The sequence below is a fragment of the Neorhizobium descurainiae genome (genome assembly GCF_051400715.1).
In the GTDB taxonomy this organism is placed as follows: domain Bacteria; phylum Pseudomonadota; class Alphaproteobacteria; order Rhizobiales; family Rhizobiaceae; genus Neorhizobium.
The window spans coordinates 57,421-83,827 of the sequence record NZ_JBLFFK010000025.1 but is presented as its reverse complement, the minus strand read 5'-3'; the positions used below and the strand labels follow the sequence as shown (position 1 = coordinate 83,827).

Below are 26,407 nucleotides of genomic sequence, written 5' to 3'. Positions count from 1 at the left end.
CCGGATCGATGACCTTATGCCCTGGGCTTATGCCGAGAAGCCGATCATCAAGGCCGGGGTCTGAGAACATCGCTTACGATTCCTACTGCGGTGTCGATATCGCTCTTTCAGGCGGTTACCGGTTGCAGATTTTCCCGGACGGCTCGGCGAGCGAGGACTGGCGCTTCTTCGAAAACGTGACAGACAGCTCTCATCTCGTAGCGGAGGGAGGATCTGTCAGCGATTAGGGCAGCGCCGAGAACTCCGCGCTCAACTTGATGTCGTCACCGCCGGTTTCATAAAACGGGTCGCGGTCGCGGTAGGCGTTGATGACATAGTTCTGCAGCTTTGGAAAACCGTCCCTGGGAAACTTGCAGGGATAGTGCGACGCCTCAAAGTTCTCAATCGAAGCGCTGGTCAGTTTTTCCCAGCCCTCAAGCTTGTTCCTGCCGGAGAAACGGACCGACCGCAACTTCTTCAGCTTGGACAGGGCAGAGACGTCCCCTGCGATCCTGGAGGAAACGATCTGCAAGATTTCGAGATCTTCGAACCTCAGGATCTCCTCGATGTCCTTAATGGAAGAGGCAACCAGGAAGAGCCTTCGGATCGGCGCGCCGTCGAACGCAGATAGCCTGCCGCTGAAACCTTGGAGCGAAAGATTGGCGAGCTTCGTCCATTTGCCGTCGAGCGCTTTGATTGGGTTGGATCTCCAGTCCATGTTCAGCCAGGTCTCCAGGTTCGGAAACAGATCTGGCAGTCCTGGGCCGAAGGAAACGCTCATCGTGATGAGCTTCCTGACATTGACGAACGCCTTGAAGACGTCCAGATCAAAGTCCTTATCGAACGCCCCCGCACCCGTAATCCCGATATCGGTGAGAGCATGTTGGTTTTTGATCGAGCCTAAATCAGGCGCGAAATAGGCCTGCAGTCTGTTCTCGGCAATGTCCTCGATTGCAATCTGCAGGCCTTTGCATTCATGCTCATCGACAAGGCAGGCATATTTGTCGAAGCCAGCCTTGTTAAAGAAGGCAGTCCTTGGCCTGAACCGCGAGGCAGATTCCTCGATGCGAACTAAAGGACCCGCCATGAGGTTGTTCATGGTTCTCTCATCCGCCTCAAACAGAACCGTCGGCATCGTACCTCCATCTTTGTCGGCTCAACGTTCAGCCGATCTCACTTTCCAAAACCCGCATCTTCTTGTAAACCCACCCATGCGAGGTTGCAGTCTTCGACGCTCAACCTTCTGGCATGGCACGTCCCTTCCCAAGGAAGCCGCTTACGCCGCCGAAGATGTCCTCGGTGAAGTACAAACGCATCGGGATTTGCAGTTGTCGTTGGGCAACAGCATCGCCGTCTGGACGAATTTAGCGATCTGTGAGCCGCCCTCCAGAAGACTCGGACCGTTCAACCCATCCTGCGGGTAGATTGAAATTATCTGGGAAAAGTCGGATCCGTCCCCCTCATAGATGACGCACAGCACCGCCTTGCCTTGAGCCTGTGACAGGTGGTCTACAACCTCGATAGCATTTACATCCACATGCAGCACCGCAGCCAGCGCATTTTTGATAAGCGGGATGGTCACAGGTTGTTCAGGTGTCGCATTCAGCCAAATCATACCAAATCACCAACAATGACCAGCAAACTGCCTATCACAAATTGCCTTAACTTTACGCGCGAGGATTTGTCAGTCCCGCCACTCAAAGGAGTCATGATTATCAATGATGCTCTACCTTAACGGCTCTTGCGTTAGGGCTCCAGAATCATCACATCCAGGCGTCGCCGCAGTGCGGGTGACTTGGCGTCCATCCTTACCATGCGGAGAGCATGGCACATTGCGGCAGTGAACGGGGTCCAGTGCCCTAAAACATCGAGTAGTTCATTCCCCATCATATCTTCAAGAGGACCCGCGCCCAATTGACCGAGCGCCCTTTCGTGAACAGGGAGCCGGGCTTGAGCAATGATGGCCAGGGCCCGTTTCAATACAGTTTCTCTCGGATCATGAAGCAAAATCGTGGACCACCACCATTCACTTGGATCCGCCAGGTAGGCCTCCACATATGCCTCCGCGCTCATCGATGGTAGTCCCAGAGCAACCATATCGGGCACCCACGAAAGATCTGAGGCGATACCCGCTGGGGTGAACCCACTGACGGATGGCCTATCCGAATGGCGCTTCCTTGAGTTCGGTTTGAAGCGGCGCAAATCATTCACCCCGATCGACGATTGGCAGATAGGATCGGCTTTTTCTGTCGAGCCAATCCAGCTTGGATTTGCCGGCCCTCTCGAGATAGGCCATGGCCCCGAGAAATAGCGGATGGCGCAAATCCCGCTTTCTCAACAGACGGTTATTGATACCCTCGTGCCACGCCATCAGGGCGGCCTGGCGAGGCTCGTCGTTATAGGCCCGCGCCAGTAGCGTCATGACGCCATCGGTGAATTTATAAATCTCGTACTCATAATGATAGTGGTAGAACCCCTCCGCGTCAGGCTCGGACGCATCCACGTGGTGCGAGACCTCCACCGTATGGGCCAGGCCGACGCACCTCGCCCAAGACTGCTCTTGGTGCGCCATATCGCCACTCTGGCGGGATAGAGTAACTTTTCAATCCTCGACATATTCACACGCGAGCAAGGCCTTTCCCGCCAGGATGTCATCTTCACGCGCCACGATTCAAACCCTGCCTGGGCCGTTGAGCCCTGCAGGAGGCTGTAGATTTTCCGGAAGGGCCCGCATATACCACTTGCTGGACGCTGCCAACAAGTCAGTGTTTCTGGCTTCAGGTCGTATTTCGCAGCCGGCTCCTCTGCATGGTAGACGGACTTGGAGGTGAAGTCATTTTCTTGTTGCTCGTCCTAGTCAAGTGCTCGCCGCGTGGCGTCGGCCCATGCTTTAACGTTGCCTGCGGCATACTCATTGATTTGGCGGCCGACCACCTCCGACAGCGAGGCGAAAAGCGCTGGGTCGCCATCCGTCGTTAGGCCTGGATGAGCGGCGAGATGCAAACGATGGCGCAGTTGGCTCGCGTAGAACCAGACGACCGCTTCATCGCGCTCGCCGGCAGCAAAGAGCTTGAGGCAAGGATGTAGTAGGCGGCGGGATGGCTGGACGTGATGTTATTTTTGAGCTGCGTAGGCGTCATCGACGCATAATCCCTTTCTGCTCTGCCCTCGTTTATGCCGTCAGCCGCCAAGACAAACAAATAAGTGCCGAGCAGTATCCCAGCGGTAGCGGTGCCGCGCCGGATGTCTTTCAGCCTTGCTGCCATATGCTTGTCCTCGGTCAGCCAAGATCCGCGCCGAACGGCCGCTAATCTCCTCCGTTCAGCTTCCTATAATCCCACAGGTGTTCAAGAGAACGTTGTGTATCGTTGCGAAGATCTCGATAATTTGGTTTGAACGGGGCGACAAGTTGTCTTTCGAGATCGGTCAGCAGACCGTGCAACACAGCATTCTCTGCGGTGCTTTCGAAGCAGGCGGCTGCAGGAGTTTTTCGTTCCCCGATTCCGCCCACCGGGATAACAACGCAAAGAGGACGAGCGCCTCATTTGGCTCGAAATGAACAGTTGCGCTATCCTGAAATTCTTCCTTTTTATCCGTCATATCCCCCTATTGGCAGGAAAGCTCACACCTTGCAATTCATCGACGGTGCGCCTACGCGGAACGCGCGGCCGAGGCATCGAGGCGAGCCCGACGACGCAAGAGCTACTTCAACCGATTGTTTTTGACTTTTGGATGCGAGGCAAAACTGGCTCGCAATGTCAAGCCGGTATGATGTGCTAGTTGCATCGACAGCCAGCCTACCGTCCTATGCAAAACGTCGCATTTTCGATTCAACTGTCGCTGTACTTTCCTTTGTTCTTGGATTGTCAAATCTCTCGAGAGAATCCCGATGCCCCGACTCCTGATCGCCGCCGCCCTCCTGTTCTTTGCACAGGCCGCATCTGCTGCCGAAGATGGGTGCGGAACAGATGCGGCTACAATTATTGCCCAGGCCTATCCAACCGCCGAGAAGACGTCCGAGACGGAGTTTGCCATCGATGGGGCAAGGATCCTCCTGCCTGACGCGGAGGAGGGTTTTGGTGAGCGACACACTGTCGCCTGCCGGGCATGGCCATCCTATCCGGAGCGCCTGTTGGTTGCTGTTCCGCTCATCACGGAAGAATCGGAATTGCTGACAGTCGCCGATCTCGAGCTGCTTGTGCTGGATGCCTCGAGTCTCAAAGTGCAACAGCGCCTGCGCCTGAAGGAACGGATCGTTGACGACGCGATCCAGACCAAGTCGATCACGTTCGACACGGCGCGATACCAGTTGGCGCCCGGACAGATCGCTTTTGGTGTGCGACTGGCCAAGGAAGGATCGTCACGCGTCAATCCCTTTGAAGAGGTAAGCCTGTCGCTCTACGTGATCGGCAGCGGCCGACTGCAGCCGGTGTTGGACGGCATTGTCGTTATCAGCAGCGGAGGCGAGTGGGACGGCAATTGTGCGGGAACTTTTGATCGCAAGACGAGAACCCTGGCGATGGGGAAAACCGGCCGTAATGGCTATGCCGACATTGTGGTGACGGAAAAGGCTTCGTCAAGCACCACCGCCGTTGACGGCAAAGGCGAATGCGGCGAGCGGAGCCACAAAAGCAATGCGGCAAGTACGCGTGTGGTCTATGACGGCAAGCGATATTCCGTACCTGAGGCAATGAAGCCGCTTTAACGTCATTGATCACTTCTGATGAGATACCGGCCCAAGTCCTTCATTACCCTGGCCGTCCTTCTGATGATGGTCCTGCCGCTGCAGAAGGGGATCGCGCAAGACCGTTCTGCCACGGAGCAGGCAATTGCCGACAGCGACGTGGCAGCTTTGCGGCATGCACTTCCGAATGATCCCGCGGCACTGCGCACAGATACCTACAACCCGCCGATGATGCAGGCGATCAAGGTGCTCAAAAGAGCGACGCCGGAATCCAAAGAGCGGGCGCGGGAGATAATCCGCTTTCTGGTGTCGGCGGGAACCCGGCTGGACGGGCCGTTCCAGAGCGTGCTTGCCGGGTCGATCGGCACGCCCGTCACGTGGGTTTCCCGGATCGTGGGTGAGCGGGAGTTTGTCATTGAACTGACGAGGCAGGCGCCTGCGGAACAACGCTGCGCGATCGTCACTGATCTGGCGAGCGACAGCAATAATGGCCAGTGGGAAAACGCCATGGCCAGCCTTGCCACGATCCCGGTCCGTGAACGTCTGTCGCCGGAATGCCAGGATCTGTTCCGGATGGCGGGAAGACTGGTGGAAAGCGACCGAATTCCGGAACGGGTGGAACCGCTTTTTACCGCCGGTATGTCGCCGACCCCGGGTGATGCAGCGCGGCTTCTGACATATCTGCCGGTCACGCCGGAGGGGCGACGGACTGCTGCCAGGATCCTTCGCAGTATCGATCTGGATGCGCCCTTGCCGGACGATTTTCTCTACGGGACAGGATATCGTCCCGGGAACTTGTTTGCCCATCTTCTGCGGACATCGCTTGAGCGTCCGAGTCCAAATCTTCAACTCAACCTTACGGCCATGCCCGAATGGTACGAAGTGCTTTCCCGAAAGGAACGCAGCCCGGAGGCTTGTAATGACGGCGTCATATCGGTGGCAAGCGGCAGCTGGACAAACGAGCAGGTGCTTGATCCGTCACAGCCGATACCGGACGACAGAAACAAAGCCTTGAGGGCAGGGACGGATTGGCTCATCCAACACTGTGATGCAGCACTCTTCGATAACTTTTCGGGATGGAAGTATGTTGTGCAAGCAGGCAGCGGCGATCTCGTGATCAAGGCGATGAATCGCGGGGTTGAGGTATCCGACCATGAGAGCGTACTGAGCGCCGCGTTCTGCCGTGGCGACGAGTCTCTGGCTACCCGGCTTATGGAGGGAAGGGCAGTCAGCTCCTACCTTCCGCGTTTCTTTGCCTGCCTAAAACCTTTTGAACTCAAGGAGAGCGGCGAAGGCGAGATGAGGATGCTGGCGTGGATGCTGGACCACGACGCCAATCCGAACGAACCTATCGACGGTCTATTGCCCGTCCGGCTCGCAACGCTGCTCGACCGTGACGACATCCGGCAATCGCTGGAGGCGGCAGGCGGCAAGGCGGGACCGTCCGTGGCGGATCTGGAACGGTTCTGGCTTGCGCGACGGCTTCAGGCTATCGTCGGCTTCTGGCAGTCGCCTTTGTCATTCGAGGCGACCACCGACGATTACTCCCACAGCGTCAATCCCACCAGGATGGAGCTGCAGGCGGGCGGGGAGCCGTCATATGTCGTTGTGGATCCCGACTGCAGCAGCGCCGACTGCGGATTTGCGGTTCTGCACAAAAAGGGGCGGGAGTGGCGCGTCGTTCTGAATGGTTGGGGTGACTTCGAAGCTCTCCCAGACCGTCACCATGGACTGGCCGATCTTCGTGTCAGCGCGAGGATGGCAGAGGCACGCTATGACACGACCGTCTACCGCTTCGACGGGCACCGGTATCGCGCCCACAAGTGCGAGGTTGCCGAGTATGACGGAAACGATAGTGATCCGACAGTCAGACCGATTGCTTGTTCTGATGAAGTCACCGATCAATGACGGGCGCGCGTTTCGCAGTGGCGGGCCTCCTCATTGGTAGCTGCGGACACGACAGTCGACGCGTTATTGAGCCGAACGTGGCTGAGGCCTGCCAAGGCAAACGAGTTTTCAATGCCGATCAGTTTCTCGCTCTTCGATGCATACGTCATCTCCGTTGTTTCCGTCTGGCCGATGGCGATGATTGTCGCCGGAGTAGCACTGATTGCGGCCTTCCGCTTCTTGAAGAGCCGGGTATGGCGCTTGTTGGCAGTCCTCGTCGCCGCCCTGTGCCTCTACCCCGTGATCTACTGGGCTCCTGCGGTATGAGATCACGCTGGGCATCCCCGCCCGAGCCTTTAAGGGGACATCGCCTGATGATCTGTCAACCCGTCACTGTCCAGCGCAGCCAGCCAATCAGCGCCATGCCGGGGAACAAAGCAAGCAGCGCCACGGCCATTTTGCCCGGCACAGTTCTGCGCTCTGCGAACCCCAATCCCAGGGCCCCCAGACCAAAACGAGCACACCCCATTCTGCCGGCGAAGTTAGCTCGCCCAGAAAGAACAGGATGCTGCCGATTAATGAAAGAATTCCCAGCAGGAGCGCGATCGTTGTCATGCGTTTCGGGCTCCTGATTGGCGTCATAGAGGCAGAGATGGACAGTGCGCCCATTGCCGTTCATTGCGGATCATCGTCGACAGGAGCGCCGGGTGCGCTCATAAACTGCACCGGCATTGGCGCACCGTACTTCTTGTGCTATTCCCGGATGGTTTGCGGGAGCCTGCGCTGCCATTCTCCATATTGGTGTAGTACCGAAGCAGCACGGCCTTATAGTCCCTGTGTTCCGGAACGCGACCCAGAACCGTCCATCCGGGGCCTGCAACAGAATGGGTTTGTCGTAGTCCGGGCCAGAAACCTCACTGCCTATGTCTGCGTTGGTGACGCCCGCGTCGAGGATATCGACCTTCATCGACGCTTCGAATGTCCGCGCCATGCGCCGGTACAATTCATCACCGAGAAGCAGACGCAGGCGCGCATCGTCTTCGGGCTTCAGGATGATGCCATATCCAAGCAGATCAGCGGCGGGGTCTACCGCCCGTTCCGTCCCCTCAACCACGGGGAGGTAACGTCCGGCGAAATAGCTGCTGGAGCCGTAACGACAACCCGGATCGACGTTGTCGACCTCGACCTGGCGGTGCACAGTGCGGATGATCTTCGCACACTCCTGGGAATCGCCGGGATAAACATTCGCGTATTGCAGCGCGCCCTTGACCAGTCTGGCAGGCCCCTTCGTGTGCCTGCCTTCTTCGTCCATGTCGATGGTGACCGAGAAGCGGTCCGCCTCCACGCGCTGATCTTCATCACCATATCGGGGCGATCTGACCGATACCACGTTCCCTCCCAGGCAAAGGTGCCTGCCACGGCTGGCGCAGCCAGTTGCGGCAGCCGGAAGCGGTAAACGCGGCGAAGACACGTTATGTCGTCGACACATTGATCGCGCCAGTTCAGCCAGATGCGCTGATCGGCCTGAATCGCATCGGGGTATTTGCTGATGGCCTTCGCCGTCTTCCAGGCAGTGAAGAGTTTCGCGTCCATCTCGGAGAGTACAGGATCGGCGCAGATAGCACGTTCGCTGCTGGTCGCGGCGCGGTTGCAATCGAAATTGGCGGCGTCCGCATGAAATGGGTGCCCAGCACAGATCAGCAAGAAAACCAGAACCGGGACAAACCAAATAGGATGCGCACACCGAGGATAAATCCCGCCCATTCGCAGTCCCCGAGCCGAGCTATTCATTTCGGTGCCTCGCCGAAGCTTCCGGCGCCCGATCTCAGGTTGCTGTCGATCGGCTCGTAGCAGGCGTCCGCCGGTCCTACCCGGCGTTTTGCAACCTCGTTCCAAACGGCTTCGTCAAAGTCAAAGGACTCAACGAAGCATCCGTCGGGTTCGTAGCCTGCCCATTGAGCGATCATCAGACGGCTATCAGGCTGGAATTTGAGGCTGAGATACATATTCTCTTCGCCGCCTCTCGGGAAGCTCATAACCTTTCCGGTGCGGTTTAACCACCACAAACGAACATCCACCGCCACATCCTATCTGAACGACCGACATGTCTCCGGCAAAGTTGGGACCACTCTTCAGGCCATCGCGGATCCGCGTCCGGAAGTTGTTGTAGTCCCGATCTCTCCCTTTGAAGTCGGGAAATCTGGTAGGTCCTTTATAAAGATCCGACGCTGGATATTGGGTGGGGTCAAACCAACTGCTTTCGGTTGATGTACCAGTCGTCTGATCCTCCGGGGGCAGAGGGCTTAGGGCCGATGCCGAACCACACAGCGTAAAGCTGCCGATCAGGTGAACCATAGCGATCAGGTGCCTTAAGTGCATGTTGTCCCGGCCTGAAGTTTAGGAGACGCCGCCTAGCAGCGGCGTCTCCGACAATCGACACAAATTACTTTTCCAGATCGACGAGGATACCGTCATAAAGCTTGCAGGCTTCATCGAGGTTTGACACTCCACCGGCCTGTGCCTTTGCGACCTTCTGCCCGATCTCACCGGCCTTTTGCGGATCCTTGGCAGCCATTTGCTGCATCTTCGTCGATACCTGCATCGCCTTTGCTTGAAGTTCCTCACTGGTGCAAGCGAGCGAAGGCGTGGCGACCAGGACCATGGACAAGGTGAGAAGGTAGGCTTTCATCGGGTAACCTCCGGCTGTTGATTTTTATGGACGCAGCCTTTTAAGACGCGCTTTTCCCTCTGCACACCAGCGCATTTGTCCTAGTGGATTGAGCTTGCCAGTTCCTGCTAATACCCTGTTTTCGCTCTCCATCGCCGAGACACCACCAGCGATCAGATCGTGCCGATAAATTGCAGGCGCGAAAAATTCACCACAGGTGTATGCACCGCAGACCATCGACCAGACGCTGCGTCGCAGATGTCTGTGTAGTCCGCAACGACGCAGCTAAGGCCATAGTTATGAATACGGGAACTCCAACGAAGTCGCTTTCCTTTATGCCGCTGATTGTGTTCGGCATTGTCGCTCTCGCCATTCTGAGTACCGTATTCGGTTCGTGGTACACAATCGATCAGGGTGAGCGCGGCGTTGTCCTGAGGTATGGGGCCATTGCAGGAACCGCGGAGCCGGGACTTGGCTTCAAACTGCCGGTCATCGACTCCATTGTCCGCATATCGGTTCAGTCGAAAGCAGCGGTGTACGACGCGATGGAAGCCTATAGTCGCGATCAGCAGCCGGCGACGGTGAAGCTGTCGGTGAACTATCGCATTCCGGTTGATCGGGTCGCTACGGTGTACGAGCAATACGGATCGGAGGCGGGCCTTCTTGGGCGACTGATCGAGCGCCGGGTCTTCGAGGAAACCAAGACCGTGTTTGGTCGGTTCAACGCGGTCACCGCCATTCAGGAGCGCGGCAGGCTCAATCAGGAGATCGCTGTCGCGATCCAGGAAGGCGTGCAGGGCCCGGTTATCATCGAGAGCGTGCAGATCGAGAATATCGATTTTTCCGATTCCTACGAGGAGAGCATTGAGCAGCGCATGCTGGCCGAGGTCGAAGTCCAGAAACTGCGGCAGAACGCCGAGCGCGAAAAGGTGCAGGCCGAGATCACGGTCACGCAGGCCAACGCCAATGCGGACGCACGTCGTGCGGACGCCCAGGCCCAGGCGGATGCGGTGCGTCTGCAGGCACAGGCGGAAGCAGAAGCAATCAGGCTACGCGGTGATGCGGAGGCTCTCGCCATCAAGGCGCGTGGCGATGCCCTGCGCAACAACCCGGGCCTCGTTTCCCTGACCCAGGCCGAAAAATGGGACGGGCGTCTTCCGACGACGATGCTGCCGAACGGGGCGCTTCCGATGATTGATCTGCGCAATCAGGGCTTGCCGGACGCAGAACAGACAGGGCTCCAATGACGGACCCGTCCGCCCGCAAACAGTTGCGCCTGGCAACAGCGCTCCTCTTCACCTGCTTCCTTCCAGGACTTGCGTCGGCAACCGATCCATCGCCAGCCGTAGCCAATCCCATGCACGAGGTCTGCCACGTGCTTGCAACGCAGATACTGTCGCCCGAGATGCCGCAGATCGAACTACGACACGATGGCTGCGTGGTGAAGAATGGCAAGGTGGCGGCGCCGCGCTATGGCTTCTGGATATTCGACAGCGCGCAGTTGAGCGGTGAATACGCTGCAGGAGGCGACCTTTATCCGGCGATTCCGTCGCGAGGAAGTATCAGGGTAGAAGGTGTTCGCTTCATGTTCGGCACCATGCCGGGAACTGACTATCTCTCCAAGGTGCAGCAAGCGCCCCTGGCCCTTCGGCTGCTTTACTACTGGGATCGCGGCATGAAGCGGTTGAAGATCGATCACGCTGTGGTTTTCTCGGACCAGCTCGGGATGTTCAGCCTCTCGGCCAGCCTGTTACTTGGGTTCGACCCAACGCTTGCCGGGCTCGCAGAGCCTCAGGAACGGCCGGCCGCAATCGAGGAAGTGTCGCTCAAGCTGGACAACAAGGGCCTGTTCGAGATGTATGCGATGGGGCCGGTCGTCAGTGCTGTCGGCTACGACGCCGATCCGGAACCGGTCATCGAAACGTGGAAAGATCATCACATCAAAATGCTTGATCTTGTCCCCCCCGAGATCGCCCCCGCATCCACCGCGGATGCGATGAAGCGGTTCATAGCTGATGTACCGCATCCGAAGGGCGTCGCCGAACTTTCACTGCGTTTTATGCAGCCGATGAGCGTTGTCCAACTCGCGCTCGGCGGTATGAGCATCGACGAAATTCTCGTGCGTGCTCGTGTTGAAAGTAGCTATCAGCCGTGAACAAGCCGCCGACCCATGCCGAAAAACTGTCCCACCGAACCCAAGGGGAAAGAACGACCATGAAGCAGCTCAAGAGAATTCGGTCAGCCCCGCACCGAATCGCAATACACCGGCCCAGAACGCGGAAGCTCACAGCTTCCACATTCCGTGCCGGTTTCTTGATTGCAGGTCTTTCTATGTTGCTCGGCGGTTGCGCCAACTGCAACATCCTGGACTCATCCATGCCCGCCCATTGTCAGGCAATGCTGGGCGGAGGCATGATCGTCGCGGCTCCTGTGCTGCTGCCGGGAGCCCTGATTGAGAATCACAGGGACAGGCAACAGGACAAGGCGGCACGTGAGAAGGCCAGAATTCTCAAGACCGAACCGGCCACGAGGTCTTCAAGGCGGCCATAGCGCATGTTGGCGTTCGGCCCTGGCCCTAAGCCGCAAAGCGGGCAGGGCCACTGGTCGCGTTTGAAAAGGAAGAAGTTAGAGGATGGAAAAAGAACTGGTCATTCTTGCCGACGACCACCCTGTTTTTCGCGAGGGGATGTGCTCACTGGTAAGAAACCTGATGCCGGGCGCCACTATCGAGGCGGTGGACAGTTTCATCGGTGCAGTGGACTTGGCTCGAACGAGCCCATCTCCTCCGGACATGTTCATCCTTGACCTGTTCTTTGGCGCCGCCAATATCGCACCGTCGCTTCGTCTCCTGCGCGAGGAGTTTCGGCTGGCTTCCATCGTCGTGGTGACGATGGCGACCGGCAAATCGGTCATAGAGGCGGTCATGGCATCCGGTGCGAACGGTTTTATCAACAAAGCGGCGTCACCCGGCGAGATGATCGCGGCTCTTCAGGCAATTCGCGACGGTGATATTGTCGTCAAGCTTCCTTCCTCGAGTGATTTGCACATTGAGAGTTCCCCGGCGCTGAGCCAGCGCCAGGCAGAAGTCCTGGCGCTCATTGCAAGGGGGCGGTCGAACAAGGAGATAGCAATTGCGTTGGGAATTTCGCCTTTCACGGTGAGGGTCCACGTGTCGGCGCTGTTTCGCGCCCTTGACGTGACGACCCGGGCCGAAGCGGTCAGCAAGGGAATGGCCGCAGGTTTCCTCTCCGACTTCTAGTCATCGGCACGAGCTGCAATCGTCGGCAGCAGAATTGCCGATCTGAGTTCGGCCGGGCGGACCGGCTTCGAAAGGATCGGGATTTCATCGTCGGCGAGATCCTCCCTGACCCTTGCGGCATCGTGGCCGCTCATCACAACGGCCGGAACCCTCCAACCGCTCAACAGGCGAACGCGGGCGATACATTCGGTTCCCGTCATCCCGTCGCCGAGATCGAAATCGGTAATGAGAAGGTCGCAGTCGTCCAGACGTTCCGGTACTGCCAACTCTGCTTGAACGGAGCACCCCCATTTGCGCAGCAGACTTGCAGTGGCCAGGAGCACGGCCTCATCATCTTCGATCAGCAGCACACGCAACCCGTTGGCAGGCGCCAAGGGTGGACTCCATTGGGTGCGGGGTCTCACGCGCGGTTTTGCAACCTTCAAGCCTGAGATGGTCACGCAAGTGCCCTGGCCCACCACCGATCTCAGGTTCACGTGAAGGTTCATGAGGATCGCAAGCCGTTTGACAATGGCCAAGCCGAGCCCGACGCCCTCCAGGTCTTTGTCGCCGCGATTGCGGACCTGATAGAATTCTTCGAAAAGGCGCGACTGATGTGCTTCTTCGATCCCTGGCCCGCGGTCGTAGACTTGTATCGCCAAGCCGCTCGCGGTACGCCGGCAGCCGATCAGGATGGGATGACCAGGCGCGTACTTGATCGAATTGCTGACGATGTTCTGCAGGATCGTGTTGAGCAGTCCCCGGTCAACCTCGACGTATTTGGAGCACCGAACCACGCGGAACTGCGAACCCACTTTCTGCGCGGCCTCCGAATTCTGGTTGACGATGTCGCCGATGATCTCGGTAATCGCGACTGTTTCCGTCTCTGGCGTCATCTTGCCGCTGTCGAGGGTCGAGATATCAAGCAGCGACTTGAAAAGCCGAGACACGCTTTGCAGCGACCGGTCGATATTGTCGACCATGGCAAGCTCTGATGGTTGCAGCCCGGCATCACGCAGACATGCCGTGAACAAGCTGATCGCGTGGATAGGCTGACGGAGGTCGTGGCTTGCTTGGGCTAAAAACCGTGACTTGGAAAGGTTCGCCTCCTGCTGGGCAGCGTTGGCACGATGCAGCCTGTTCAACAAAGCAAAGATATAGGCTGGGACCAGAATCGCCATCGCAGCCATGGTGGTGACGACATAAGGGTTTTGCCGCCAGTAGTCGTTGAAATAGGTGGTAATCGCGAAACTCACCAAAGCGATTACGGTGGCGGCTCCAAGATAACGGGCGCCGTACCGCAGGCCGTAGCCGACGGTGACCCACAAGACCAGAGCCGATACCGGCAGCAAAGGCGCTCCGCCTACGGACATGGCATATGTCATGGCGCCGTAGTCGAGCGCCATGGCTGATACCCGCCTCCAGTGATTTTCGCCTGGCCGGTAAACGATCCAGCTGAGAAGGAGCCAGGACGAAAGAAATGAGCTCGCATAAACCCAATAGATATTCCAGCCGCTGGCTGGCGTATCCTTGCTGGCAAGGATTGGTAGCAGATAGATCGACAAAAGGGCCAAAATGGCGATGCGAACGACCGCTTGCGCCCGTTCAGTGTCGAAGTCCGGCTCAGACCGCCAACGGGTGAAAGAGTCAAACAGTCCGGGAATGAAGCTCAAGTGTTATCCTGGAATCTGTTGCAGGCCATAGATGAGATCCTCCGAGGTTGACGTCACCAAATGCAAGCTTGTGAGTGCAGTGGCGGCAAGCTTGGATACAGGTGGCCCCTGCAAGATCCAATTTTACCGACGAGGGGTTCTACCGCGCGGGCCGGAGGTTGCAACTAGGACATCTGTGTTATTGCGGGAGGGCACCGGATATGCAACCCGTTTACGGCAGGGCGTGGAACGAGAGTGTGGCAGAATTTCCGCCGAGGTCGCAAAACATCCATCCGCGCGTGTTAAGTGGTCTTGCCGGTGCTTCTTACATTGGCAGGTTGTAGATCGTATAGTTACTTTGTTGGAAGGATTGTTATGGAGCATCACGCTGCGGAAATCGTCGATCGCCTCCGGAGTTTGGCGCTGGAGCAGGAAATCAGCGAGATCATCGATGTCTACGTTCTGAGACCCGAAGATCCTAAGCCCTCCAGCACAGACGGCCTTGAGATCGAGGGTCCCGCGGGTCACGAACTCTTCGGGCGCGACGGTGCAGGTGGGAGTTATTACGTCCTGACGGACGGTCGCATTCTCTACGTCGATTCGGAAGGGTCGTTCGGCATTGTTGGCGCAGACTTCAAGGAGTTTATCGCCATTGCAGCCGGTCTTCCGGGCTGGCACGACGCGCTCAAGCTGCTGAAGTTGGAACCTGTCGACGTGGCGCGAGAAAAATGGCGGTCTTTCGTCGACAAGTGGGGCGCGGAAGACGAGCTGGATGAGCCGTGGCCGGACGATGAAGGATTCAAGACTGGGAATCCGGCAGAAGCGCGCGTGGCGATTAGGGAGCATTTTGGCGTAGAGCCGCTTGCTGATCCGTTCGGTGCGCTTCATCATGCGGTGCGAATGCTGGGTAAAGACGTCAGCGTAACGTGGAACGGCGATCCGGCACGCAGCTTTTAGATTCCGCGGGGAGCATAAGCGTATCGGGGCACCAGAGGCGACCAACTCACTCATTCTGCGACAGGCAAGCCCTGCGATTTCCTGCGAGCACGCACGACATCTGGAGGATCCGCAGGAAATTTGACGCCTTTGGCGATCATCATAGCTCGCAGACGTTCGAATCCGACCCGTAGGCTGGCCGTATCAGCGTTGTCGTTTTGGATCGGTACTTGTGTCTGTCCGACTGGACCGCTCCTTGGGTTCGACAGCGTGATGTCTGTCACCGTGCCCGACGATGAACCATGCTGGAGCCTACCAAGCATCCATTGCACGGCCCAGGCAGTAGTCGAGCCGTTTGTCATCACTCCATCGACATCGGCTCCTTGCTCGACCAGAAAAATCGCGATCTCGGGTTTCCGGACAGCGATCGCCTCGTCAAGAGCAGTCCCGCCGAGCTTGTCGCGATGATTGATGTCGGCGCCACGTTGGACAAGCAGCCTTACCCTGTCGATCGCGCCATCCCCGAAAACGCTCCGCTGCAACAGGGATGTTCCTGACGCGGTTCGATAATCGAGCGTCAGTCCGGCATCCAAAAAGGCTTTGAGAAGCTCCGTGTCGGATGTGAGTGCATGGTGCAATGGGCTCCCCAACGGACTGACGCCGTTTTCGTCTGGCTTTGCACCCAGCGCGACCAGCTGTCTTGTCGCGTCGTAGTGTTTGCCAATTATTGCGTACCACAGCAGAGTCATTTGCTCCCTGCCGCGTTCGTCGATGACGAGACCTTGATCGACCAACGTCTTGAGCTCATCAAGCGCGCCGTGATCGATGGCGACAGCGGCCTGGCGAGCCACGCCGTCGAAATATCTCGCTGGCCCTTGTCTGTTCATTATAAACAGCGCTGAGACCACTGCTATTGATACCAGGCCAACGGCGAGCAGAGCAACATGCCGAGTGATTTTGCCTCCAAAACGATCCATCGGTACGTCTATCCGATCTTCAGCTGTCATAAATCGTTCTTTGTGGACTCCTAAGCCGTTGGACGCTAACATCGCTCAATCAAAAATAGTACCGCGGCATGATGCGCAATGCTGAAAAATATCGAAAGGCTACGCGAGGCTGTGGCAGTGCATCCCAAGAGCGTTTCTGAGGATTCCTGCGGAACGATCAAAAGACCTTTTCGATTGCGTATCTGGCATACCGGAGCGGTTGTTTTTTTGCTTCTTGGTTGCCCTTCCTGGGCAGATACTCCGACGAACGAGCAGGAATGGGCGGCAAATGTTAAGATCGCCCTTGCTCGGAATCTAGGGCCACCCGTCAATTTCAAGGATGTCGACAAGGATCAACTCGTGCGCTTGCGCATGAAGGTTCTACGGGATGGATCGGTCAGAAATGTCACCGTTGAGCGATCTTCCGGTCATAGGGAGGTCGATCAGGCCGCCATCGCTATGGTGAACCGGACCGGGCGGCTGCCTTCGTTCACCGCCGACATGAAGGATCCTGAAATCGAGATCGTGCTGCCGGTCACGATCATGGTGGCAAGGCATGCCACGCCCAAGGTGGCACCTGCAGAAGCGTCAGGCCGCCAATACAATCATCCGGGCACTGGTTTCACCCTTGACGTTCCGGTGCTATTCGAGATCGTGCGTCCACGTAAGGCTTCGAACTATGACATCCTTGTCGACGTCGTCAGCCTGCTGAACAGTCCGCCTGTTGCCGGGACGAGCAAGGCGCTTTGCGGCGTCGGGTTCAAGGCGTCGCCTCAGAATGCTGGACTTTCGCAGGACATGATCGATGCGCCGGATGCAATCCAGGCCCGCATAGATGCCATGAAGAAAGTTCAGTCTATCCTCCAATCCCGCATTGAGGAAACCCGGATGTTCGATCAGCATGGAGCAAAGGGGATAGAGTTCGTGATCGCGCCGGGTCTGGGGCCGGATCATGAGAACGCCCGGCAATATATCTCCCTTCTTGACCTGCCTCGCGGTCGCATCTCTGTAAGTTGTGCAACGCGTTTGGATGCGATGCCGAAAGCGCTTGATGAGTTTCGCGCCATTCGCGACGGCGCGGCGCTCAAGTGATCGGTACGGCCATCTTCTGAAAGAGGTAATCGCACATGAAGTGCCTGGGAATTGCACTGATGCTCTGCTTTGCGACAAGTTCCGCGCTCGCCGCTGACGTGAAGACAAGACCAGCCAATCTGCCAAAGAATTATGCCGCCACGACGGGCGAAGAACTGGATTTGGTCACCGGTCAGATCGCCGTGCGGCTGCGCGAGCAATATGGCAATCGTCTCGCGGGCCTGTTTATCGAGCGGGACCAGCGCCAGATCGTGGTTCGGCTGACGGGCGACGAGCCGGTGGCGCCCGAAAAGCATCGCGTGGGTGACGGCGAGTTGCAAGTGGTGTTCGAGCCAAACGCGGAGCACACCGTCGGCGAACTCAATCAGGTCATGACCAACAGCGCCGAAAAGATCGCTGAGGCACTGCCGACGGCACATGCTCGCTATGTGGATGAACGCACAGGAGAGATAGTCATTGCGGTCGCCCCAGATCCTGTGCTGGAAACCAAGCGGGAGGCGTTGGCGGAGGCGCTGGGTGTGCCGGTGCGGATCGTCGTGGAGGATCCGGCCGTGCCACAGCCGGCCACGCGCTAAAAGTTCATGCACGCGGTACAGATGGAGCTCCAAACGGCATTCGTTATCGAGGAGGCGTTGGCAAAGGAATTGTGGAGCGCGGCGCCTCGATCTGTCACCGACGTCGCGGTGAAGTTGCATTCGTTCCTCGAAATGGAGGAACCACGCTCTGCCCTCGCAGGAAGCGCCGTGGCCGGCTTCGGACGATCATGGCCGATCTTGTGCGGATTTGCGCAGGTCCGAATGCGATCTGAGACAGCGGCGACCACTCGACCGAGGGACGGCCGGGTAGCGCTGTGTTGATCTTTGCCGCTTATGGGACCAAAGCCCTACGCCCGGAACGAGCCTCAACTGCTCGCGTTTATCAAAGGTCGGAACTCGTGGAGGACCTCATGGACCACGATCTCTGGGATGAGCCAATTGAGGTCGTCATAGGCCCGGGCGATCACTTCAAGAGCATTGGCGGCAGCAGGGACGCCTTGGCACACTTGATGACTTGCTGGCCTCAGAAAAGAGGGCGCTCTTTCGCTTTGGCCAAGCGAGCCTGCATGGAAGCTGCCGAAGGTCGAGGTGATCCGTTGACGGCTGCATCGGCTTTCAGAGTGGCCGCGAACGATGCGGGCATTCTTCGCTGAGCGTCCGCAGGCCGCCGCCGCCATGAGTGACGCCAGAACCTGCAGCTCGGACTTGACTTGTTGATCCTTTCGCGGATTGGCTCACCGGTGCGCAAGCTCGCGAACTTTCAGTGCAACCACCGTGAACGTGCCCATTTCCCGGGCTCGCCCCCCGCGTTTTCAGCATCCTGATGCAACCACGGTGGCTGATGAAAGAATTCAAGTTCAGACAACGAAAGGCTGGAACCTCAGCAGCTTGAGAACGCAAACGGGTGGTCGGCGGTTCACATTCCATTCAAGGCGATCAACCGCCGTAACAAGCACCATTTGGACGGATTGGCACCCGCCGGTAACAGGACATCGGTCTGGTCGGCTCGACCGCGGGGCGGGACACCGGTCAACGTCGATTGTGAGAAGATGGCTCCGCCATAGCAGCGCGATCGAAGTCGCATTCACGTATAATCCCGACTTTCAGGTTAGAGGCCCAGTGGTAACATTGGCGCCGATGCGACCTGTCCTGAGGAGCGCGTTGTCAGTTTGTGCGCCGCGGATCGCGCTACGCAAGGTAGCTGCAATGCGAGGCGCGTATTGTGCGAAGGTGCACGACCTTCGATGGCTTAAAGCAGAAGTGAAGCCGGTCTGGGCACGGCATATCGACATGGGGTGTAATCGTGAGAGTATTGATTGTTGAGGACGAGGCAGAATTTGCAAACACGCTGCTAATTGCGCTCGAGCGAGAGCGCTTCATTGTCGATCAGGCGGATCGCATATCGATGGCGCAGGAAGCAGCCATGGCGGGATCTTATGATCTGGTGCTGCTCGATCGCACTTTGCCGGACGGCGATGGGCTGTCGCTCTTACCGATATTGCGGGAAACCCATCCGGGTCTCCCGGTCATCGTGTTAAGCTCGGCCTCAACCTGGTGCAGCAGATCATTGAGCGGCACGATGGGCGCGTGTCGATCTTAAGCGCGCCTGGTGGCGGCACGATCGTGCGTGCCGAATTTGTTTCGCGCTAGCGTTTTTCTGTCCGAGCCCATGTTCTCGCAATCTTGCCCTGCTTTTCTAGCGGTGTCGCCGATGACGGCGCCGAAAGGAGACCAAGGAACATGACAAGACAACACTTTATCAGTCGGGATCGCCCTGCGCTCGTGGCGCTGGCCGCGCTTCTGAGCACTGGCATCGCGGGGAGCGCATCCGCGATCGATTGGGGTCGCGAAGCTCACCGGGAAGACAGCAGAACCTGCGAAAGTTTTGGGGCGGTTCACGGCAGAGAGTACACGCGGTGCATGATGGAACAGCAGCGGCGCCGCGACGACGCGTTGCTCAACGCTTCCGAGCAGCAGCGAAACAACGCTGAGGCCGCGCGGAACAACTTGGAGACGGTCCGCAGGATGCGCTGCAACCGCGAAGCGGAGCGCGCGCGCGAACGCGGGGAGCGGCCGCAATGGTGCCGATGATCTCCCGGCGGCGGCTCGGGAAAGCAATCTGCGTGTTCGCCGTGTTGGCGGGTACACAGAGAATCAGCGTCGCGGGTGGAAGCATGGCGAAAGAATCTTCGCACGATCCAGACGCGCTGCAGATCGCCTATCCCAAGACAAAGCGGGGTCCGGTGGTCGAGACTCAGTTCGGCGTGTCTGTACCGGACCCTTATCGCTGGTTGGAAGGGGATCCCCGCACCGACAAGGACGCTGCTGCCTGGACCGACGCGCAGCAGAGCTTCGCGACAAAGTATCTTTCCAACCTTCCTGGGCGGGACGTCTTCCGCCGATCGCTCGCCTCGACCTTTGAGTATGTGCGCGTCGGCATCCCCCAAAAGAGCGGGGACCGCTACTTCTTCACGCGGAAAGTCGGCAGACAGAACCAGCCCCTGCTGGTCATGCGTGATGACGCCGGCCAAGAGCGCGTTCTGATCGATCCCGCAACATGGTCGAAGGACGGCACCATCGCGTTTGAGGAATGGAGGGCATCACGAGATGGGGCGCGTGTGGCCTATGCCGTGCAGGACGGCGGCAGCGACTGGCGCACCATCCGAGTCCTCGATGTGGCAACCGGCAAGGTGACGAGCGACGTCGTTCAGTGGGCACGGTTTACGCAGATCGCATGGGCAAATGACGGATCGGGTTTCTATTATTCCGGATATCCCGGGCCCAGGCCCGGGGTCGCCGACGCCGCAGGCCTTATCAATCACGCCGTCTATTTCCATCGGATCGGTACGCCACAGGCCGACGACACCCTGTTCTTCGCGACGCCGTCGAAGCCTGGGCGGCTGAATTCCGCCGGCCTAACCGCCGATGGCCGTTACGCGATCATCTATTCGACCGATGACCTGGTGCATGCCGACGTCTCGGTGGTCGACCTGAAGCAGCGTGATCACCCCCCTCGTGTGCTGATTCAGAATGCGACCGATCGCTGGTCTGTCATCGGCAATGTCGGCACGAAGCTTCTGCTCATGGCCACAAAGGGTGCGGAACGATCGAAGATCGTGAGCGTGGATCTTGCCGCCTCGAAGTCCATTTTCATCGACCTCGTTCCAGAGCAGGACTCGCATCTGACCGGTGCATACATCGCCGGGGACCGGATCCTGGCAATCTATTTTGTCGACGCGAAGTCGGAGATGCGCCGCTTCCGGCTCGACGGCAGCCCCGACGGTGTCGTGGATCTGCCCGGCACCGGCATGGTGCGCGCTGTCTTCGGCGAATTGGAGAATCGCGAAGCCTTCTTCGTCTATGCGAGCTTCAACCAACCCGATACGGTCTATCGCTATGATGTCGAAACCGGACAACTGGGTGCTTGGGTAGAGCCCGAGATCGGCGCGGACCTGACATCTATTACCGTCGAGCAGCGCTTCTTTCGTTCGAAGGATGGTACGCGCGTCCCGATGTTCATCGCGCGCCGGAAAGGCACGGTCGGCCCGGTCCCGACCCTTCTTACAGGCTATGGGGCATTCGGGTCCAGCATGCCGCCTGGTTACTCCGCGATGCTGACTCCGTGGATATTGCATGGCGGCGCTGTCGCGATCGTCAACACACGTGGCGGCGGTGAATATGGCGCTGCGTGGCATGAGGCGGGGCGCGGCCTGAAGAAGCAGAACAGCTTCGACGATATGATCGGCGCGGCCGAATATCTGCGTGCGAGCAAGATGGCGCCGCCCGACGGCGTCGCAATCTACGGCGACTCCGCAGGCGGCTTGATGGTTGGCGCGGTCGTGAACCAGCGTCCCGACCTGTTTGCGGCGGCACTGCCGAGCGTCGGCGTCATGGATATGCTGCGCTTCGACAAATTCACCGGCGGAGCCTTATGGGTCGGCGAGTACGGCAATCCCGCGCGCGAGGCCGATTTCCGCAATCTGCTGTCATACTCGCCCTATCATAATGTCAGGGCACGCAAGCCGTATCCGGCGATCCTGGTGACGACAGCAGACGCGGACGATCGCGTTGTGCCTGCACACAGCTTCAAATACATCGCCGCGCTTCAAGCTGCCGATCTCGGGCCCCGGCTGCTTCGGGTCGATACCGGTGCGGGCCACGGCGCGGGCAAGCCGACCGCTAAAGTGATCGAGGAAGCGGCCGACATGCTGGCTTTCGCCGCACATTGGACGGGGTTGAAACTGCGGTGAGAGAGCGCAAATTCGCACGTGCGCCATCCAACGTCGAATACCATCAAGTGCTCGCAGGCGAGCACCGCAGGGTCGGCAGAGGCATGCTCGCCATCGCGCTTCTGCTGAGGCATGGTTGCCTTCAGCATCGGTCTGTCGCTTGCCGCGTGAACTTCGGCAGCTGGCGTCATCACCATAACATAAATTCATCTGCGCAAGCGCACGGACGAGCTATTTACTTAGAAGGGATTGGTATTGCACGAACAGAAGCCAGACAAATTTGATATGGATGCCGGTGCATACAAACTGGCGATTAACGCAGTGGTTCAGGCCCTCGTCGAACACGCGAGCGATGCAAATCCAGAGTTGCGCGGCCGCATTACTTCGGCGATGGAAGCTTACATAACAAACCTCAACCCACAGTCGGAGCGAGAGGAAGACTTTGCAGAAAGGGCTCGAGGCTACGTCGCATTGCTTGTCCGACCCACCTCCTGATGACCCCGGCGCTCGAAGGCTGCTGGTTCAAAAGTATAATTCCTGATGGAGAGTCGGACTCCGCCTCCGAAAAGGTCAAGATCGTCCGGTTTATTGGGTAGTTGCTCCGCGGGGACAGTGAGCGCATCAACCTGCTGCTATCATTTCGAGGCGCTAAAAGCTGCCCTCCGCGGCCGGGACCGCCGCCATTGCTGCTGGCTTTCGACCAGTTTCGCGTCGCCTTCGTTGATGAACTTCATCAGTGCTCCCCGTGTGAAGTTGCGATCCTTGTTGTTCACAGCCTTGATGCGCGTGCCATCGACCACCAGAAGCTCTCGCCCGAACAGATCGAGCTGCCGGCACAGGATGACTAATTCCCGGAACACCTGCCTGAAGGCTGACCGGTTCACGCGGCGGAAATCGGCGATGGTGCGGAAGTCCGGCTTCAGGTGCCGCAGCAGCCAGATCACCTCGATATTGCGGGGGCTCTCCGCCTCCAGCCGCCTGCTGGATCGAACGCGGTTGATGTACTCCGTACACGTAGAGCTTCAAATTCAGCAAGGGGTGGAGCAGGGCCGTGGCGATATTTGCTGGCACCGGCCTGTTGCTGCTTCTTCTGAACAGCGTCGTTGGATAAGGTCAGCCATCACGCGATCTAAGGCTCAAGAGGAGTAGTCTTTGCGTCCGTGGGCCGCGAATTTAGGTCGGGTTGCGGCGAACCATCCGGGCAAGATCGGGCGGCAGAGCGGGCATCTCCGTCAGCCCGTGCTCCTTCAGCATCAGCTCGAGATCCGCAGGATCCGGCGGCGTTCCATACTCCTCGGCCATCTCGCGCACGGCGTTGATGAAGCTCTCTTCCGCGCTCGGGAGCTTGAAATCCGTCTCAGCCGCTTCCGTCACCCAGCGCAGGCCGTCGCCCAGGCGCGAACCGACCTCCGACACAACTCGAAGGCGGACGGCGAGCGCGTGTCTCATGAAGCCCGAGACGTTCGCAAAGGGCTGATGTACGGCGGGCTTGCCGTCATGCGCCACCAGCGGCGCCGCGAGCACGCTGCCCTCGCGGCCCCTTTGCTCGCCGTCCCTGATCCAGCGTCCACCGGGAAGCGCCTCGATCATATGCCGCCCCAGCAGCAAGGACAGGTCGAACGCGACGGAACGCCACAGAGGTCGCACCTTGGTGGTGCTTTCGCCGTCGACCTGCTTGGGTGGGGGGTCACCGACCCTGTCGCGAATGTAAGGCGCATAGCGGTCGGAACCGGGCTCGCGGCTGCCTTCGATATGTTTGAGGACCCACCGGCCGATGGCGTCCCAGGCTTCGGGAGCCGGCGTGACAGCCAGTCCTTGCCGCGCGAGAAGCGCCGTCACCTCAGCGATGCGCTCGGCCTCCGCGGCGAGGATCAGCTCATAGACGATCCGTGCGCGCTGCGCCCTCGCAGTCCGATCCGGCGGCTCATGGTCGCCGAGATAAGGCCGATAGCCTTCGATCATCCCGGCATAGGTGCCCGTCTCTCGCGCAAGCTGCCTGTAGGTCTTCACGCCGACAGCTTTCATTGATGGAACGAAGGAGGTGAGGATCGATCTCAGGAGCGGCATGATCTCGACTCGTCTTGGCGCGGCTATGATATGAGATATAGGATTGCGATCCGTATATCTGAAGGTTAGCGTATCGGACGTTACGGTCGATAATGTTCAGGAGCTTCGGAGAGGCGCATGGCGGCGACAATTGGAAGCCTGTTTGGAGTGGTGCTCGGAGCAGCGCTCCTTGGTTTGCTTATTGCCTGGCTCTTGCGCAAGATCTTGCCGATGCCGCTCCACCGTTCCTATGCGATCGGGGTGGCGCTGGCGACGCTTGCCTACCTGCTCCTTACCGACGGGCTGTACACGAACTTCGGTTCGACCGCGGCGGGGATCGCTGCGGGCGTATTGTGCGGAATTGCTGGCTTCGGCGTCCTCGTCGCCACGGCGCGCGTCAGAGGCAGTTGAGGCAGGATTGAAGGAAAGAGCGGTCCGCATCCTCCTGGTTAATCCGCCGTACGTTTCACTGACGTCGCGAGGTGTTGGACATCAAATCCCTTTCGGTCTCCTCAGCATTGGCGGTCCGCTCCTTGATGAAGGGCACGAGGTCCGTCTCCTCGATGCCGAACGCCACCATCTGAGCGCCGCGGAGATCGAGAAGGAGGTCGGCGGCTTCCGGCCCGATATCGTGATGACCGGCCACTCGGGCTCGACGCCCGCTCATCCGGCGGCGATGGCGACGTTGGAGGCAGCGCGACGCGCTTGCCCCACTGCGATCACCGTTTATGGTGGCGTCTATCCGACCTATCACGCGAAGGACATCCTGAAGGAAAACCCGGCCGTTGAGATCGTGGTGCGTGGGGAGGGCGAGGCGGTCGTGCTCGACCTCGTAACGGCGATCGGGTCCGGTGGATGCCTCGCCGACGTCAAGGGGATCACCTTCCGCGATGCCGACGGCGCAATCCGCGAGAATCCGCCCGCGCCGGTCATCAGCAGTCTCGACGACTATCGAGTCGGTTGGGAGCTCGTCACGAACTGGGACCTCTATCAGTGCTTTGGCCTCGGGCGCGCGGCGATCGTGCAGTTCTCGCGAGGCTGCCCGCATCGCTGTTCCTATTGCGGCCAATACCAGTTCTGGTCGAAGTGGCGTTATCGCAATCCGAAGGCGGTGGCCGCCGAAATCGCCTGGCTGCACCGCACGCACGGCATCCGCTTCGTCGATCTCGCCGACGAGAACCCTACCTCGTCCAAGCGTCTTTGGCGCGACTTCCTCGAAGCCGTGGTCGAGGAGAACGTGCCGGTGCGCCTCTTCGCCACGATCCGGGCTACCGACATCGTGCGCGACGCCGACTTTCTGCCGCTGATGAGACGGGCCGGCATGATCTGCGTGCTGATGGGGATCGAGACCACCGATCCCTCGACGCTTGCAGCGATCCGTAAAGGTTCAACCACGCGGGACGACCAGCGGGCCGTCGCCCTCCTTCGCGAGCACGGTATCCTCTCGATGCTCGGCCATATCGTCGGTTTCGAGGAGGAGCGCTTCATCGATCATGTCCGGGCGATCCGGCAGGTCTCGCTTTACGATCCCGATCTCGTTAACGCGATGTTTGTGACGCCCCATCGCTGGTCGGACTGGACTGCCGAGAACGGGTCGCGCAAGGTGATCCAGAAGGACCTCGCCAAATGGGACTATCGCAACCAGCTCCTGTCGTCCCGCTATCTCTCTTCGCGGGCGATCTTCTGGCTGGTGAAGCTGATGGAACTGGCGGTGCACGCACGTCCGAGGGCGCTGCGGCGCGTGCTTTGTCATCCAAACCGAGAGCTAAGGGCGCATTTGCGCTGGTGCTTCCGCTTTTCCTTGCGGGTCTGGTGGGCGGAGATCGTCGAGTTCGTCCGCCGACCGCCGGACGACCGGTCCAGGCTGACATTGGCCGAATGGTTTCGGCGGTGACCGGTCGTGAAGGTCGAGGCAGAGCTTCCGGGTTGCCACGCGATCGAAAGCCTACGAGCGCGGGCTGGTGGAAAGCCGGCAGGAACATGTTGCCGAGGCAGAGAGTTTGCTGCCGTGACGCAGATCAGATCGGTGCAGCCTATGCCACGGACGACCATACTGGTAATCGAGGATGAGCCATTGATACGCATGGCGGTGGCAGACGACTTGCGCGATGCAGGCTTCCACACTTTGGAAGCGGCCAACGCCGACGAAGCTCTCGATATTCTTTCTGCTGAAGCCTCGATCGGCGCGATCTTCACCGATATGGATCTGCACGGGGGGCTTGACGGGTTGAGCCTTGCCTGGATCGTCAAGACCCGGTGGCCGCCCATCGGAATTGTCATAACTTCCGGAAAGCGGCGAGTAGAGCGCGAGCAGATGCCGGACCGATCGCTCTTCTTTCCGAAGCCATATGCGCACCGGGCGATCATCGACGCATTGACGCGGCTGATATCGTAGCTCCTTTGTCGCTATTCGATAAAACAGCTAGCCGTTCCTTTTGATGCCATGATATGGACTCGTGCTGATAGTAGCGCGG

General features: G+C 58.8%; 30 protein-coding genes. 17 read left to right on the top strand and 13 right to left on the bottom strand.

The window, feature by feature from the left end:
- Positions 1–223: 223 nt before the first annotated feature.
- The 5 genes from ACMGE0_RS28940 to ACMGE0_RS28920 form a co-directional block, all read right to left on the bottom strand.
- Positions 224–1,114, bottom strand: coding sequence for a hypothetical protein (locus ACMGE0_RS28940; protein ID WP_436819340.1), 891 nt, complete (start codon positions 1,112–1,114; stop codon positions 224–226).
- Between the two features lie 141 nt (positions 1,115–1,255).
- Positions 1,256–1,594 carry a hypothetical protein gene (locus ACMGE0_RS28935; protein ID WP_436819339.1) on the bottom strand — a complete coding sequence of 113 codons (339 nt, stop codon included), beginning with the start codon at positions 1,592–1,594 and terminating at the stop codon, positions 1,256–1,258.
- Between the two features lie 131 nt (positions 1,595–1,725).
- Entirely contained in the window at positions 1,726–2,052 is a 327-nt protein-coding gene (locus tag ACMGE0_RS28930; RefSeq protein WP_436819338.1) for a hypothetical protein, read from the bottom strand.
- Between the two features lie 130 nt (positions 2,053–2,182).
- On the bottom strand, positions 2,183–2,551 hold the full coding sequence (locus tag ACMGE0_RS28925) for a hypothetical protein (RefSeq protein ID WP_436819337.1): 369 nt from the start codon (positions 2,549–2,551) through the stop codon (positions 2,183–2,185).
- Between the two features lie 403 nt (positions 2,552–2,954).
- On the bottom strand, positions 2,955–3,245 hold the full coding sequence (locus tag ACMGE0_RS28920; protein WP_436819336.1) for a hypothetical protein: 291 nt from the start codon (positions 3,243–3,245) through the stop codon (positions 2,955–2,957).
- A gap of 623 nt (positions 3,246–3,868) precedes the next feature.
- On the opposite strand from ACMGE0_RS28920, the gene ACMGE0_RS28915 reads away from it, so the two are divergent.
- From ACMGE0_RS28915 to ACMGE0_RS28905, 3 genes are all read left to right on the top strand, one after another.
- Positions 3,869–4,684 (top strand): PA3715 family protein, encoded by an 816-nt coding sequence (locus ACMGE0_RS28915; protein ID WP_436819335.1) that lies wholly within the window; start codon positions 3,869–3,871, stop codon positions 4,682–4,684.
- Positions 4,685–4,702: 18 nt separating this feature from the next.
- Positions 4,703–6,571 (top strand): hypothetical protein, encoded by a 1,869-nt coding sequence (locus ACMGE0_RS28910; RefSeq protein WP_436819334.1) that lies wholly within the window; start codon positions 4,703–4,705, stop codon positions 6,569–6,571.
- 111 nt (positions 6,572–6,682) lie between these two features.
- Positions 6,683–6,877, top strand: a complete 195-nt coding sequence (locus ACMGE0_RS28905) for a hypothetical protein (protein WP_436819333.1) — start codon at positions 6,683–6,685, stop codon at positions 6,875–6,877.
- 55 nt (positions 6,878–6,932) lie between these two features.
- On the opposite strand, the gene ACMGE0_RS28900 is transcribed toward ACMGE0_RS28905, so the two are convergent.
- The 4 genes from ACMGE0_RS28900 to ACMGE0_RS28885 all read right to left on the bottom strand — a co-directional run bounded on the left by ACMGE0_RS28900 (position 6,933) and on the right by ACMGE0_RS28885 (position 9,239).
- A complete protein-coding gene (locus tag ACMGE0_RS28900; protein ID WP_436819332.1) occupies positions 6,933–7,229 on the bottom strand; it encodes a hypothetical protein in 297 nt (98 codons plus the stop codon).
- Between the two features lie 6 nt (positions 7,230–7,235).
- A complete protein-coding gene (locus ACMGE0_RS28895) occupies positions 7,236–7,940 on the bottom strand; it encodes a hypothetical protein (RefSeq protein WP_436819331.1) in 705 nt (234 codons plus the stop codon).
- 397 nt (positions 7,941–8,337) lie between these two features.
- Positions 8,338–8,628, bottom strand: a complete 291-nt coding sequence (locus tag ACMGE0_RS28890; protein ID WP_436819330.1) for a hypothetical protein — start codon at positions 8,626–8,628, stop codon at positions 8,338–8,340.
- Positions 8,629–8,993: 365 nt separating this feature from the next.
- Complete coding sequence (locus ACMGE0_RS28885) at positions 8,994–9,239, bottom strand: hypothetical protein (RefSeq protein WP_436819329.1); 246 nt, start codon at positions 9,237–9,239, stop codon at positions 8,994–8,996.
- Positions 9,240–9,553: 314 nt separating this feature from the next.
- Here ACMGE0_RS28885 and ACMGE0_RS28880 point away from each other — a divergent pair, with 314 nt between their 5' ends.
- From ACMGE0_RS28880 to ACMGE0_RS28870, 3 genes are all read left to right on the top strand, one after another.
- The gene (locus ACMGE0_RS28880) at positions 9,554–10,465 is read left to right on the top strand and encodes a prohibitin family protein (protein ID WP_436819348.1); all 912 of its coding nucleotides are present in this window, start codon (positions 9,554–9,556) and stop codon (positions 10,463–10,465) included.
- On the top strand, positions 10,462–11,373 hold the full coding sequence (locus ACMGE0_RS28875; RefSeq protein WP_436819328.1) for a hypothetical protein: 912 nt from the start codon (positions 10,462–10,464) through the stop codon (positions 11,371–11,373). The genes ACMGE0_RS28880 and ACMGE0_RS28875 overlap by 4 nt, the downstream gene beginning before the upstream one ends.
- 477 nt (positions 11,374–11,850) lie before the next feature.
- Entirely contained in the window at positions 11,851–12,477 is a 627-nt protein-coding gene (locus ACMGE0_RS28870) for a LuxR C-terminal-related transcriptional regulator (protein ID WP_436819327.1), read from the top strand.
- Here the strand turns inward: ACMGE0_RS28870 and ACMGE0_RS28865 are convergent.
- Complete coding sequence (locus ACMGE0_RS28865; RefSeq protein WP_436819326.1) at positions 12,474–14,129, bottom strand: hybrid sensor histidine kinase/response regulator; 1,656 nt, start codon at positions 14,127–14,129, stop codon at positions 12,474–12,476. The genes ACMGE0_RS28870 and ACMGE0_RS28865 overlap by 4 nt on opposite strands.
- 354 nt (positions 14,130–14,483) lie before the next feature.
- Between ACMGE0_RS28865 and ACMGE0_RS28860 the strand changes: the two genes are divergently transcribed.
- Positions 14,484–15,065, top strand: a complete 582-nt coding sequence (locus tag ACMGE0_RS28860; RefSeq protein WP_436819325.1) for a hypothetical protein — start codon at positions 14,484–14,486, stop codon at positions 15,063–15,065.
- 50 nt (positions 15,066–15,115) lie between these two features.
- On the opposite strand, the gene ACMGE0_RS28855 is transcribed toward ACMGE0_RS28860, so the two are convergent.
- Complete coding sequence (locus tag ACMGE0_RS28855; protein ID WP_436819324.1) at positions 15,116–16,051, bottom strand: ankyrin repeat domain-containing protein; 936 nt, start codon at positions 16,049–16,051, stop codon at positions 15,116–15,118.
- Between the two features lie 78 nt (positions 16,052–16,129).
- Here ACMGE0_RS28855 and ACMGE0_RS28850 point away from each other — a divergent pair, with 78 nt between their 5' ends.
- From ACMGE0_RS28850 to ACMGE0_RS28820, 7 genes are all read left to right on the top strand, one after another.
- The gene (locus tag ACMGE0_RS28850) at positions 16,130–17,122 is read left to right on the top strand and encodes an energy transducer TonB family protein (RefSeq protein ID WP_436819323.1); all 993 of its coding nucleotides are present in this window, start codon (positions 16,130–16,132) and stop codon (positions 17,120–17,122) included.
- A gap of 35 nt (positions 17,123–17,157) precedes the next feature.
- Positions 17,158–17,697 (top strand): hypothetical protein, encoded by a 540-nt coding sequence (locus ACMGE0_RS28845; RefSeq protein ID WP_436819322.1) that lies wholly within the window; start codon positions 17,158–17,160, stop codon positions 17,695–17,697.
- A gap of 371 nt (positions 17,698–18,068) precedes the next feature.
- Positions 18,069–18,311, top strand: coding sequence for a DUF982 domain-containing protein (locus tag ACMGE0_RS28840; RefSeq protein ID WP_436819321.1), 243 nt, complete (start codon positions 18,069–18,071; stop codon positions 18,309–18,311).
- 650 nt (positions 18,312–18,961) lie between these two features.
- Positions 18,962–19,258, top strand: a complete 297-nt coding sequence (locus ACMGE0_RS28835; protein ID WP_436819320.1) for a response regulator transcription factor — start codon at positions 18,962–18,964, stop codon at positions 19,256–19,258.
- 140 nt (positions 19,259–19,398) lie between these two features.
- The gene (locus ACMGE0_RS28830; RefSeq protein ID WP_436819319.1) at positions 19,399–19,749 is read left to right on the top strand and encodes a hypothetical protein; all 351 of its coding nucleotides are present in this window, start codon (positions 19,399–19,401) and stop codon (positions 19,747–19,749) included.
- A complete protein-coding gene (locus tag ACMGE0_RS28825) occupies positions 19,737–21,908 on the top strand; it encodes a prolyl oligopeptidase family serine peptidase (RefSeq protein ID WP_436819318.1) in 2,172 nt (723 codons plus the stop codon). The genes ACMGE0_RS28830 and ACMGE0_RS28825 overlap by 13 nt, the downstream gene beginning before the upstream one ends.
- A gap of 234 nt (positions 21,909–22,142) precedes the next feature.
- Positions 22,143–22,382 carry a hypothetical protein gene (locus tag ACMGE0_RS28820; RefSeq protein WP_436819317.1) on the top strand — a complete coding sequence of 80 codons (240 nt, stop codon included), beginning with the start codon at positions 22,143–22,145 and terminating at the stop codon, positions 22,380–22,382.
- A gap of 140 nt (positions 22,383–22,522) precedes the next feature.
- Here ACMGE0_RS28820 and ACMGE0_RS28815 read toward each other — a convergent pair whose 3' ends face one another.
- Both ACMGE0_RS28815 and ACMGE0_RS28810 read right to left on the bottom strand, forming a co-directional pair.
- Positions 22,523–22,837 carry a hypothetical protein gene (locus ACMGE0_RS28815; protein WP_436819347.1) on the bottom strand — a complete coding sequence of 105 codons (315 nt, stop codon included), beginning with the start codon at positions 22,835–22,837 and terminating at the stop codon, positions 22,523–22,525.
- Between the two features lie 223 nt (positions 22,838–23,060).
- Positions 23,061–23,954 (bottom strand): hypothetical protein, encoded by an 894-nt coding sequence (locus ACMGE0_RS28810; protein WP_436819316.1) that lies wholly within the window; start codon positions 23,952–23,954, stop codon positions 23,061–23,063.
- Positions 23,955–24,071: 117 nt separating this feature from the next.
- On the opposite strand from ACMGE0_RS28810, the gene ACMGE0_RS28805 reads away from it, so the two are divergent.
- The 3 genes from ACMGE0_RS28805 (at position 24,072) to ACMGE0_RS28795 (ending at position 26,328) form a co-directional block, all read left to right on the top strand.
- On the top strand, positions 24,072–24,344 hold the full coding sequence (locus ACMGE0_RS28805) for a hypothetical protein (protein ID WP_436819315.1): 273 nt from the start codon (positions 24,072–24,074) through the stop codon (positions 24,342–24,344).
- A complete protein-coding gene (locus tag ACMGE0_RS28800; RefSeq protein ID WP_436819314.1) occupies positions 24,295–25,827 on the top strand; it encodes a B12-binding domain-containing radical SAM protein in 1,533 nt (510 codons plus the stop codon). Before ACMGE0_RS28805 ends, ACMGE0_RS28800 begins: the two co-directional genes overlap by 50 nt.
- A 141-nt stretch (positions 25,828–25,968) precedes the next feature.
- Positions 25,969–26,328 (top strand): response regulator, encoded by a 360-nt coding sequence (locus ACMGE0_RS28795; RefSeq protein WP_436819346.1) that lies wholly within the window; start codon positions 25,969–25,971, stop codon positions 26,326–26,328.
- The last annotated feature ends 79 nt before the right edge of the window (positions 26,329–26,407 follow it).